Genomic DNA, 13,314 nt, shown 5'->3' with positions numbered 1-13,314 from the left:
AAATAATAAAAATATAAATTAATTCTTTTTATACATGAATAACCTAATAAAATAAATAATATTATATATATTTAATTTAAATATAATTAATTAAAAAATGTAAAAAATTTTATACAAATTCATATTTGTAGAGGTGAATAAGATTAAAACCAAAACCAAATTTATTTTGGTTCTTGTATTAATCAGCATAATATTTCTTGGTTTAAATGGAATTTCAGCTAACAATACATGCCAAACATATTATAATGATTCTAATATAGTTGCCAATGTAAGCAATGCATCTGTTGAATATCATGACATTATCATGGATAAAACCAACTATTGTGAATGTTATAATAATGATGAGAACAACGATTCTGAGTTTGGACAACATGAAATAATATATACAAATTCTATTCATCCGGAGGAATTTGACTTAGAGGATATTCCAGTTCATAATCCGGAACCTGTTAACGATTTACCACCATTTCTCAAGGAAAATATGAGCAATCTAAAATATTTTAATAATAATATTAATTACGAAAATATTTCCAATGATTCCACTCTAATCACATCTAGTAAATACATCACAACCAACAATTTAACCACAACAACAGATGAGGATATTACCTCAGATAGTAATCTAATATCCAATACTAATTACAATTATATTGACATTGATCCCAAATATCCAGAAAACAACTCAGTTCCACATAAGAATATTCCGAAACCTATTGGAATAGATCCTTATATTAGTTACTACAATTCAAACCTAACAAACAATAAAGTTAGAGTCAAAATAAAAACAAGAGATATTATCTATAATTATGGTGATAGAAAAATATTTGATGTGAAATTATTAGATGAAACTGATAATCCTTTAAAAAATCAAATAATATTATTTACAATAAATTCAAGAACCTATGTAAAACAGACAGATAATGACGGACAAGCCAGAATAAAAATTGATTTAAAACCTGGTAGCTATAATATTAATACAACATTTGTTGGAAATGATTTTTATAGTAGTGAAAGTGTTCAAAACAAAATTAAGATTACAAATAAAACTGAAACAAGATTATCTGCCAATAATATTTACATGGTTTATAATGAGGATAGAACACATCAGATAAAACTTACTGACAAGAATAACAACTCCTTAATTAATCAAACAGTTAAATTACTAGTCAATAAATACAATACAGATAAAAACAACCTAACTAACCAATATAAATCCACGGTTCAATATAATGTTAAAACTAATGAAAAAGGATATGTATCCCTAAAAATTAAGTTAAAGCCGGGAATTTACAATATTACAGGAGAATATCTTGGAGATACACATTATTATCCTTCAGCATGTAGTAATTTCCTAACTATTATTTCATATAATAAAGGAAATACGAAATATGAAGGAGAACCTATTTCCCCTTACCTAATAGAGACCGGTACCTGTCAAAAAAATAATACAATAATAAAAGAACTTGCACAGTCATTAACCAAAGGAAAGAAAACAACTGTTGAAAAGGCAAATGCAATCTATTCATATGTTAAAGAGAATATCAAATACGAAAACTATTTAAGTTCCAATGGGGCACTAGAAACATTAAAACAGAAAACTGGTAATTGTACAGACCAAGCACATTTAATTGTTGCATTATGTAGATCCATAGATATTCCTGCAAGATATTGTTATGGAACTGAACATGTATGGACACAAATCTTAGATAAAGATAATGCAATATGGATTACAGCAGATACAACTACCAAATCATATGGATTTGGTATTTGGAATACTTATCCATTATACACAACATATTCATCAATTTAGAAGTTTTTAACTTCTATCTTTTCTTTTTTTAAATGTTTTTATTAAAAATCTGATTTCAATAGAAATCTGAAAAAAGGTATATGAGATTTATAAAATCTAACTAGAAATATTTTCAAAAATTAATAAACAATCAAAAGGACTATTTTTTAAAATGAAGTTAAAAAAAAGATTCTAAATTAAATATTAGATTTATTATAAAAAAAATTATTAGTTAAATAATAATACTTTAAAATAAAAGTTTAAAAAGGAAAAAAATAGTTTATTATACTCTTTTTTCAATAATATGTTTAGGATTATCAATTAATGCTCTTAAAGTCTCTTCTTTACTTAATCCTGCACCAAGACCTATTTTATAAGCTGTATTAAAATCAGCTAAATCCTCAGGAGCATGAGAATCAGTATCAATTACAAGAGCATTACCTACTTCACGAGCTATTTGGGCTACATGACCATTTCCCAAACAATGACCTGCCCTACAGCTAATCTCTAATGCTATATCATTTTCTTTTGCAATTTCTGCTTCTTCCCTACTAATTAATCCAGGATGTCCTAAAATATCAACATCCTTACATGAAACTGCAGCCAAATTAGTTCCTTCAATTACAGGCTCGGATAAAGTTTCACCATGAACTACAACTATTTTAGCTCCAAAATCACGTGCTTTACCTGCTAATGGCTCAATTGAACTAGGCGGTACATGAGTAATTTCAGCGCCAAGTAAAACATTAATGTCCCAATTGCTATTTATATCATCAATAGCAGCTTGTATTTCTGATATGTATTCAATGTTTGAATAATCCACATGATCAGTAATAGCTATAGCCTCATGACCTAATACGTATGCTCTTCTTGCAATTTCTGAAGGTAATAACTCCCCATCAGAGAATAAACTATGCATATGTAAATCAATTCTTTTATTATTCATTTTCAATCCTCAAATAAATCATAAAAAATTCATCTATCATCTTTAATATTTTTATTCTTCAATATAACAAATTTCTTTACATTTAATAATATTAAAACAATAATATATAATAATTAATATTTTTAATTAAATAAATAAAAATTTTTTAAAGGGGTTTTAATGGTAGAAATTTTTGTTCCATCACATATTACAGGTTTCTTCTCAATTTATCCGAAAAGTAATAAGCTCATTAAAGGATCACTTGGATGTGGTGTACTACTTGATAAAGGTGTTAAAACAATAATTACAGAAAGTTCCAAAGATGGAGTTAATATAAAGATCAATGGTAAAAAAGACAAATACCATGAGGTCATCAGTAGAAAAACTATTGACATAATCAATTCACATTACGATATCAATGAATACTTAGATAAAATAGATGTAAATGGTCTTGAAATCAATCACGAAATTCAAGTACCTATAGGTTGTGGATTCGGAACCTCAGCATCATCCTGTCTTGGAACATCACTAGGTCTTAAAGAGGCATTAAGGTTACCTATTGATTATACTAAAGCAGGACAATATGGACATTTAAGTGAGGTATCCCTTAATTGCGGACTTGGTGATGTGATAGCCCAGATGTCAAAAGGAATTGTTTTAAGAATAAGACCTGGTGCACCAGGAATAGGTAAAACAACCAACATTAAATCTGATTATAAGGTTGTATATAAGTCATTAAGTAAAATAGACACTTCCTCAATTATAACAAATCCGGAATTTGAAAAAAGGATAAATGAAGAGGGAATTAAAGCTCAGAAAGCATATGTTAAAGACATAGGTAGTGAAAACTTTATTAGATGTTCTTATGAATTCTCAAAAAATATCGGATTATTTAATAGTGAAATTGAAGATATGATTGATGAATTTAACGAATTTTGTATAGGTTCATCTATGGCAATGATTGGAAATACGGTATTCGGCTTTACAAAAGATACAGATTCAATAAGCAAAGAATATTCAATTGCAAATATTGACAATAACGGAATAAGAATAGAAAAGAATAAAAGTTGAATTGATAGCAATGGAATAAAGATAGAAAAAACAATTAATGTTAATAATCTGTGATATAATGATTAAACTTAACTATGACATTAAATTATATAGAAAATCCCTTAGGAAAATATTAAAACCTACCGATACTGTAATAGAATTAGGCTGTCATGTTGGTGGGAGTTCTAAGATTATTGCTGAAATTTTAGAAGATGGACGGTTAATATCATTAGACAATAGTCCTGAGGCAATAGATAAAATGGAAAAACTTCAGGAAGAGTATTCAAATATTAAATTCATAAGTGGTGATGTCCGCCTACATGACATAATTCAAGAAGTATATAAGATTACTCAGAGTGCTGATGTTTTATCAGTAGATCTAGGTGGAGGATATCACCCAGATACTGTTTTTAAAGTTTATTATATATGGTCTTCAACGTTTAAACCTAGAGACTCAATTATCCGAAATAAAGGAATAATAGATTTTGTAAATACCGCCCAATTAGAGGAGAATATAGTTTCAGAAAAAGGTTATCTTGATAGCTATAATGACGAAGGTATACCACCACAGATTAAGGAGTTTAATCTTTGGACAAACTCTCTAAAAAACAAATAGATTACTAAATACTATTTTTATCCTTTTTTTATAATGTAATTTCCTAATTTAATAGGAATATCTTTAAATTAAACATAATCGAACTAATAAGAAAAAGATACATAAACTAAAATAAATTAATTAGAAACTATTTTTTACATTGTTTTATTTTAAAATTTATAAAATTTACAAATCCAATTAAGACACCTAAAAATAAAAATCAAATCAAATGTACAAAAATAAACATTTTATAAAAGTTTATAAATCTTATTTTATAAAAACTGTATTAATATCTATTAAATTAAAAAAATAGATATTTTAAAAATAATTTAAAAAGTGAGACAAAAATATGATAGGTAAGAAAATACGATTAGAACGTATTATAAATCGTAAAACTGGAAGGACAGTTATAGCACCTATGGACCATGGTGTATCAGACGGTCCTGTTAAAGGTATTGTAAACATTGATAAAACCATTGAGAATATCTCCAAAGGTGGAGCAAATGCAGTACTCATGCATAAAGGTATTGTGGAAAATGGTCATAGAGGATATGGTAATGATATTGGTCTTATTATCCATTTATCAGCAAGTACCTCTTTAAGTACAGACCCTAATAATAAGGTTATCGTAACCTCTGTTGAAAGAGCTATACAACTTGGCGCAGATGCAGTGTCCATACATGTAAATGTAGGTTCCGAAACTGAACCATACATGTTAGAATCTTTAGGAGAAGTTGCTGAAACCTGTAGTCAATGGGGTATGCCACTTCTTGCAATGATGTACCCACGTGGACCTAATATAAAAGATGAACATGATGTAAACCTTGTAAAACATGCAGCACGTGTAGGTGCAGAACTTGGAGCAGATATTGTAAAAACCAATTATACTGGAGATCCAGCTAGTTTTGAAGAAGTTGTAGAAGGTGCATTAGTACCTGTCATTATTGCAGGTGGTCCTAGTGTAGATTCAAATAAAGATTTACTCCAAATGACCAAAGATTCTATTGAAGTCGGCGGTGCAGGAGTAGCATTTGGCCGTAATTTCTTCCAAGCTGAAAATCCTGAAAAGATAACAAAAGCAGTTTCAAGTATTGTACATGATAATGTTGATGTTGAAGATGCTTTAGAAATACTTAAATAAACCAAAAAATATCAAAAAATAAATTAAATATATAAATACCTATCATATAGGATTTATAAAATTTAATCTATTTTCAAAATCAAAAAGGAGATATGTAATGTCAGAAAAATTTGCTTGGATATTAAACCCACTAAGTAGTTGGGATGAAACAAAAGAAATGATTACAACATCTCTTGAATCTGGAATTGACCATATTGTAAATTTTTCAAGTGAAAATAATGAGAACATAAGAAAACTTGGAAATATAAATATTGTATCAAATAGTGAAGATAGTGATATTTATCTTGTTGGTATTTCCTCTGAGGGAGATGGAACACTTGAATTAGATGAAAATTTAGATAAATCTAAAGATTTAGCTGAGGCAAAAAAATTTAAAAACTTAAATAAACCAGTATGTGCCTATATAGAGATAACTGATAAGAATCATGAACAGTTAGCAGTTAAACTTGGAGATTATTGTGATTATTTAATTCTTGTTGGAAAAGATTGGACTGTAATCCCACTTGAAAACATTATTGCTGACTTACAAACTAAAGATGTTAAACTCATAGCAGCTGTAGAATCTGTAGAAGATGCAAAAGTAGCAATTGAAACTTTAGAAGTAGGTACAGATGGTGTTATCTTTGAACCTAAAGACTTTAATCAGATTAAAGAAATTTCAAAATTAATTGAGAATTTATCCCAGGAAACCTATAGTCTTAAAGATGCAACAGTCACCAATGTAACCCCACTTGGCTCAGGTGATAGAGTCTGCATAGATACTACTGCAATAATGGAACCAGGTGAAGGAATGCTTATTGGTTCATATTCAAAAGCTATGATTTTTGTTCACTCCGAAAGTTTAGAAAGTGAATATGTGGCATCAAGACCTTTTAGAGTTAATGCAGGACCAGTTCAAGCATATGTAATGATTCCTGGTGGAAAAACACGTTATCTATCAGAGCTTGAAGTTGGAGATGAAGTATTAATAGTCAATACTGATGGTGAAACAAGAAAGGCTTATGTTGGTAGATCTAAAATAGAAAAAAGACCACTCCTATTAATTGAAGCAGAATATGAAGATGTAAAAATCAAAACATTAGTTCAAAATGCTGAGACAATCCGTGTAGTGGATAATGAGGGAAAACCTTTATCTGTTGCTGAGTTGAAAAAAGGAGATAAAATCAAGGTCTTCATAGATCAAAAGGCTCGCCATTTCGGAATGAGTATTGATGAAAATATTATTGAAAAATAGATACTTTTTATAAATTCAAAAAACACAATAAAATTAAGTTTTTAACTTAATTTTTATATTTTTTCTTAAAAACAATTACTTTTTTTATGATGATATTATGAGTGATAATATTCGAAGTTTTCTTGCAATTGAAGTAGATGAAAACCTTCTTAAAAAAATCAACACAATTGAAGATGATTTTAAACAAATTGACACCAATATTAAATATGTTCCAAGTAAAAACATGCATTTTACCTTAAAGTTCTTTGGAAATATCGATCTAGAAAGGATAGATAGGATTTCAAAATCAATTGAAAAAGTAATTAAAAACTATAAACCATTTGAGCTAAAAATAAAAGGGTCTGGTGCATTTCCAAATGAAAAAAGAATAAAAGTTATTTGGATTGGAATTGAGGAAAACCCAGAACTTAAAAGTCTTCAAAAGGAATTAGATTATGAGTTTAACAAATTAGGTTTTAATCTTGAAAGAAACTATATTTCCCACTTAACAATTGGTAGAATGAAAAGTGGAAGGAATAAAAATCAGGTCCAGAATAAAATTAGAAAATATAAGGATTATGAGATTGGTGATATGTGTGTTAGGAAAATATATCTCAAAAAAAGTACATTAACATCAAATGGTCCCATATATGAAAATATAAAAGAGTTTAATCTTTGAACTTTATAATTTCTAATTATCCACTTTTAATATAAACATGATTTAAATCAATTCTATTTAAATATAAAAATATAACTTTAAAATAATTTTTATAATCTTATTCTAATTCAATCATCATAATTTTAGAAATAAAAGAATTATATTTATGTAAAAATTTTAAAAAAAATCAGTCAAAACATAAATATAACTTTAAAATAATTTTTATAATCTTATTCTAATTCAATCATTATAATTTCAGAAATTAAAAGAAAATTTACCTAAAACCTTAATATAATAATTCTAATTTTTGAAATTAAAAAAGAACACTGATTAAATAAAATAAGCAAAATGAAAAATTCTAAAAATAATTAATTTAAAAAAAAGGAAAAATAGTCAAGAGATTGACTATTTTAAAAAAATATAATTTTTATCTTCTTACTGTTATCTTGCTGTTCATTGTCTTAGCATTAAAGGTACCGTCACCTGCAAATGCAGTTTTAATGGTATAGGTACCTGCCTTGGTAAATCTAACTTTCAAAGTAGCTTTACCATTCTTGTCAGTCTTTAAGGTATATGTCTTACCATTAACAGTGACCTTTAATGTTCTACCAATAGCATTAACATAAGATGATTTATCAGTTGCCTTAACACCTTTTAGATTGAAGGTTAAGGTTCTGTAAGATCTTACTTTAACAGGTTGGGTTCCTTTAACAGTGATAGTGGAAGATTTTTTAGTAACTGTAATCTTATTTACAACAAAACTACCGTTACACTCATCATCACCTAAAAATGCAGTAGCAAAAGTATAGACACCCACATTTGCAAGGTTGATCTGAAGACGAGCACCACCGTTTTCATCAGTTGTACGATTGTAAACCTTACCATTAAAACCAATACTAATATGTTTACCAGCTAAAGCATTACCCTCAGAATCCTTAAGTGCAACAACAAAGTATCCACCACGCTCACCTTTATAATAATCAACAGCAGTCTGACTAAAATCAGAAGAAACAATTTGAGTAGCTAATTTTTTAGGTCTAGGAACCATTAAAATCTCAATAGATTTATTATTAGGTGAATAAAGATTGTTTCCATCATATACAGCGGTTAAATTAACATTACCAGATAAACCACTGATTTTTGCCATACCATTTTCATCTGTGATTAATGTTTGATTAACTTGTGTACCATTGATTAAATAACTAATATCTGCATTACTAATAGGATTACCTTTATCATCAACTAATTTAACAATTACATTAGCTTTATTATCAAAACTAAATTCAAAATTAGTTGGGATTAATACTGATACTTTGGTTTCTAAGTTTGATGGTAAATAGTTACCATTTCCTTTGTAACTTAATACTACATCATAATCTCCCACGGTATTAAATTCTTCAGGAGTAAATTCTATTTTACCACCTGTAACAGTAACCTGATAATCTACACCACCAATATTAACTAAAACATCACCGTCAATTGGATTAGAATCTTCATCAGTTAATGTAATTACAGCAGCATTAACTCCGATAACAACATTTGGAGTAATATTAAGTTTTGATGATTTATAGATTGTAGTATTATAAGTTAATACTTGATTATCGACAGTGACATTTAATGTTTTATTACCTGTACTTGGGAAAGTAAATTCCACATTAACTGGACCACTAATATTACCATTTAAAGGGGTAATTGTACCGTCGTCACTTTCAAATTTAAATGTTCTTACTGGTAAATTACCATTATAATCAGTTAAGTTCTCACCGTCAAATCTTTTAAATGAAAGTGTTGCATTTTGTGCTAAGTTTCCATTTGTAACATTATCCAATGTTAAAACTAACCAGTTAGTGAAATTAACAGTACTTGATTTAGAAGCATTAACAAATGTATAAGTAGGTTGACTATTATTTCCAAACCAATTATTTTCAAAACTAATGTTACCTAAAGCAACATTTTGATATAAACTTACGTAAAATTTACCATCAGAGTTTTTAGTACTCTCATTAAACAATATTACATTATTAGACATTAAAACATTAATTGCATTATATGTTATTGAAATTGTAATATTTGTAACATTATTAAATACACATCCATCTACTAATCCAAAACCATCTTTAATGTTACCTATTTGGAATGATTGAATATTATTAAATGTAGAATTAATAATACTAGTATTTCCCATTAGATTAACAGAAATACCATCAGTTCCCCATCTCTGTTGACGATATCTGTTACCATATTTATCAGCATCCATTACTTCAGGATGGTCTTCAAATATATCATTTGAATATAAAATGGTTCCATTATTAAATAGGTTATTAGAAAATAGCGGATTATCTATTCTTGAAGGTCCCCACCATGATGCTTTCTGACCATATCCAACATTTCCTCTACCAATAATATCCAATACTTCACTTCTAGTTTTGTTACTTGTAATAAATTTGGTTTCATTTATCTCAGCATTACCAGTATTATAAATTCTATAGTGGAAACTCATATAACCAGAACGTAAATCATCTTCAAATAAAGAAGATAAAATAGTCATTTTACCACTATTATAAATGGTACACTGACTTGCATGGTTTAATATGAAACTTGAATTAATAATTTCTAGTTCACCAGTATTATAAATTGCAGAAGCAATTTTGGAATCTCCATTATTAAAGAATGTAGAATTAACAACAGTTAAATTACCATCATTATTAAATACTCCACCATTATAACCATTGTTTTTTGTAAAGTTAACATTTTCAATATATGCATTAACTCCACTTGGGATAATTATATTATCAGATATTGGAGCATTAGGATTAGTTTGATTATATTTAATTACTCCATTAGTAAAGGTTAAGTTTGCTAATACAAAGTTACCAGAACCTGGAGTAAGAGTAATTGAAGGTTGGAATACAGTATCTACTGGAGTTTCATCCATTATAGTTCTATCTATTCCCCTACCATTAATTGTAACATTAATATTACCAGAAATGTTTAAATTAACATTGCCAGCACCAGTGAAATTACCTTCCAATAATTCAAGGAAAATATTTTTTGAATTTATAATAGCTACTTCATATGCATGGTTTATAGTTTTAAATGGATTATCAATTGAACCATCACCGGTCTCATCTGATCCATTTGGAGATACATATAAAGTAATGTTATCATATTGACTTACAATATTTACTGTAATAATACCTTTTTTACTTGTAGAATTACTTCCACCTAAAGAGTAGGTACCATTTAGATTATATGTTCCATTACTAAACCCAACATAGATCAAAGTAGAAGTTCCATTGATTAATGGAGATTGACCTAAATAAGTACCATTAATATAGAATAATACATATCCACCAGATATTTTATTACCCATATCATCAGTAACAGTTGCAGATAATTTATCTGACAATTTAGTAGTGGTTAAATCATCATACACTACATTTACATTCATATTAGAACTAATTCCATAAATCTCACTACCTTCAACAGTAGCATTATTACCTTCCATAGTATTATTTACAAAAGTTACATTACCTGTATATCTACTAAAGAAACTATCGGTTGAACCTGCAGCAATAGCTCCGCCATAACTTGCAGTGTTGTTATAGAACCTGTTATTAGATACAGTGATATTTAAAGTAGGATCTATTGCAAAAGCACCACCCCAGGAAGAAGCAGTGTTGTTAATAAAGAGACAATTATTAACTATAGCAATTAAATCTCCAGCGGACATGGAACCATGAGGATAATCAATAGCTGAACCATTAGTTCCTTTATTATTAATAAAAGTACAATTATCGATTATATATGAAATACCTTTATGTCCACTTACACCTTGAGATGCAATAATTGCACCATTACTATTATTTTCAAATAATGAATTGAAAACATTAGAAGTACGTAATGTTAAAGCAGTCATGCCTGAAACACCAACAAAAATAGAATTTGTAATATTGGAAAGGCCTACTGTTGCTGAAGAAGATAAAAATTTACAATTATCAATTTTAGCATTACAAACATTTAATGCATTAGTAACATTTTCAAAAATACAATCAGCAATGTTTAATTTAGATTCATCTGATTTTACAGAATAAATAGTACCTGAATTATGATTTCCACCAACAAAACTTACATTACTAATATCACCGGAAACATGTTCACCGAAAGCAAAGTATCTTGTATTAGATTTATTATTTATAATTGTTGTTTTGTTATAAGAATTACCAATGATTTTAACATAACCTGGAGTATTTAAATAAAATCCAGTATTTCCATCAGCGGCATATTCTCCTTCATCCATGTGAATGTATACATTAACATTGTTTTTAAATCCTTCAGTAATAGCTTTGTTTAAAGTTTTATATGGATTATCTGCAGAACCGGTACCATTCTCATCGTCACCATTTGGAGAAACATAAATGTGAACAATAGTTCTATTTATGTAAAAGTTAATAGCTCCATTATTAAGGGTTTGAGTTTGGTTGTCTTGACCTTCATAATAACCTGTAATTACATGGACACCATTATCAAGTAATTTAGTTACACTAATAGATGCCTCACCATTTTCTAGTGTATTGTCTCTACTACTAACTTGATTACCGTCAATATAGAAGTATACATATCCACCGGATATTTCATTACCCATATCATCAGTAACAGTAGCAGTTAATGGGAATGTTGAAGTTCCAACATTTACAGTTTCATTATTCATAAAGGATATATTAAGGCCAGTTACGTAACTACCTGAATAGATATAGAAAGGTGCATTATTACCTAACTCAGAGACAGTGTTATTGCTTAAATTAATTAATTTACCGTTAAGTAAATATAAAACATCAGCATTATTAGTTAAAGATGCTGAACAATTAACGAATTTATTGTTTTTAATGTTAAAATTTGTCATATCCTTATTATTACCTAATAAATAGCCTACTCCGCCCTCTCTTCCTTTAATATTATTAAACTCACAGTTAATCATATTAAAGTACTCAGAAGCAGCTGACATATAACCATAATCTAATGCTCCACCTTGACCATCCCAACCTGATTGTTTAACAGAACAGTTTATGAATTTGGTGTTTTCAAAACTTACGTTTCCACCTAAATTAGCTGCTCCACCTCTTTCAGAAGCATAGTTGTTAATAAACAATGAGTTTTTAACAGTAGTGGTAGATAAAGCACCAGTGTATATGGAACCTCCATAAGATGTTGCATTGTTACCATCAAATATACAAGCATCAAAGCTTACATTACCATTGTTAGTAATTGCACCACCTGCATTATCCTTACAATTAATAAAACTAATGTTAATAAAGTTTACACGAGAATCAGCAGAAATAGTAAATAATTTATACTGACCTTCACCATCAATTATAGTTTTATTGTAACCTGCACCTACAAAGGTCAAGGAACCATTGTAATTAGTATGTGCAAAGTTAATTTTTATCATATGATTTCCATCACCAGAAAAGGTACCTTCTGAAAGATGAATAACTGCATTATCTGATTCATTTACTTTGGATAATGATGCATTAATAGTTTTTAATGCACTAGTATTACTTTCACCAGTATTAGAGTCATCACCAGTAGGAGAAACATAAATATCATTATTTATATCATTTCCATCACGTGATATATTATTTTGAGTATTTGTATTAACAGCATTTAAACTATGATTAGTACCTAAATCATTGACTGTGTTTGCTGAAGTATTATTTGAATCAGCAGCACCAACAGCAGAAACTGTTAAAAAAACACAGATAAAAAAAGTTAATACAAATATTATCTTTTTATTAATCTTTTTTACCTCCATTACATCTATTCTATTTCAAAAAAATTGTTTTTTCAAAATGTCAAAAATAATTGATAAAACATAAATTAATTTTGACAAAATTAATATATCGATAATAGTATTTATTACTTGTTAATTGAATTTTAAAAAAA

8 protein-coding genes are annotated in these 13,314 nt (G+C 28.2%); 6 read left to right on the top strand and 2 right to left on the bottom strand.

Annotated elements, in window-relative coordinates:
* Positions 1 to 133 precede the first annotated feature (133 nt).
* Positions 134 to 1,810, top strand: coding sequence for a transglutaminase domain-containing protein (locus ABM4_RS03295; protein WP_016358256.1), 1,677 nt, complete (start codon positions 134 to 136; stop codon positions 1,808 to 1,810).
* Between the two features lie 262 nt (positions 1,811 to 2,072).
* On the opposite strand, the gene ABM4_RS03290 is transcribed toward ABM4_RS03295, so the two are convergent.
* Positions 2,073 to 2,735, bottom strand: coding sequence for a histidinol phosphate phosphatase domain-containing protein (locus ABM4_RS03290; protein WP_016358255.1), 663 nt, complete (start codon positions 2,733 to 2,735; stop codon positions 2,073 to 2,075).
* Between the two features lie 159 nt (positions 2,736 to 2,894).
* Between ABM4_RS03290 and ABM4_RS03285 the strand changes: the two genes are divergently transcribed.
* From ABM4_RS03285 to thpR, 5 genes are all read left to right on the top strand, one after another.
* Positions 2,895 to 3,785 carry a pantoate kinase gene (locus ABM4_RS03285; protein ID WP_016358254.1) on the top strand — a complete coding sequence of 297 codons (891 nt, stop codon included), beginning with the start codon at positions 2,895 to 2,897 and terminating at the stop codon, positions 3,783 to 3,785.
* A gap of 58 nt (positions 3,786 to 3,843) precedes the next feature.
* Positions 3,844 to 4,380 carry a class I SAM-dependent methyltransferase gene (locus tag ABM4_RS03280; RefSeq protein ID WP_048200812.1) on the top strand — a complete coding sequence of 179 codons (537 nt, stop codon included), beginning with the start codon at positions 3,844 to 3,846 and terminating at the stop codon, positions 4,378 to 4,380.
* A 328-nt stretch (positions 4,381 to 4,708) separates the two neighbouring features.
* Positions 4,709 to 5,500: a 2-amino-3,7-dideoxy-D-threo-hept-6-ulosonate synthase gene (locus ABM4_RS03275; protein ID WP_016358252.1), complete on the top strand. Its 792-nt coding sequence runs from the start codon at positions 4,709 to 4,711 to the stop codon at positions 5,498 to 5,500.
* A gap of 97 nt (positions 5,501 to 5,597) precedes the next feature.
* A complete protein-coding gene (locus ABM4_RS03270) occupies positions 5,598 to 6,734 on the top strand; it encodes a 3-dehydroquinate synthase II (protein ID WP_016358251.1) in 1,137 nt (378 codons plus the stop codon).
* 97 nt (positions 6,735 to 6,831) lie between these two features.
* Positions 6,832 to 7,392 (top strand): RNA 2',3'-cyclic phosphodiesterase, encoded by a 561-nt coding sequence (thpR, locus tag ABM4_RS03265; protein WP_016358250.1) that lies wholly within the window; start codon positions 6,832 to 6,834, stop codon positions 7,390 to 7,392.
* A 406-nt stretch (positions 7,393 to 7,798) separates the two neighbouring features.
* On the opposite strand, the gene ABM4_RS03260 is transcribed toward thpR, so the two are convergent.
* Positions 7,799 to 13,183, bottom strand: a complete 5,385-nt coding sequence (locus tag ABM4_RS03260) for an Ig-like domain repeat protein (protein ID WP_016358249.1) — start codon at positions 13,181 to 13,183, stop codon at positions 7,799 to 7,801.
* Positions 13,184 to 13,314 lie beyond the last annotated feature (131 nt).

The organism is Methanobrevibacter sp. AbM4, from assembly GCF_000404165.1.
GTDB classification, from domain to species: Archaea; Methanobacteriota; Methanobacteria; order Methanobacteriales; family Methanobacteriaceae; genus Methanarmilla; species Methanarmilla boviskoreani.
Note: the sequence above shows the minus strand (reverse complement) of the source record. Positions and strands in the feature narration are given on the sequence as shown.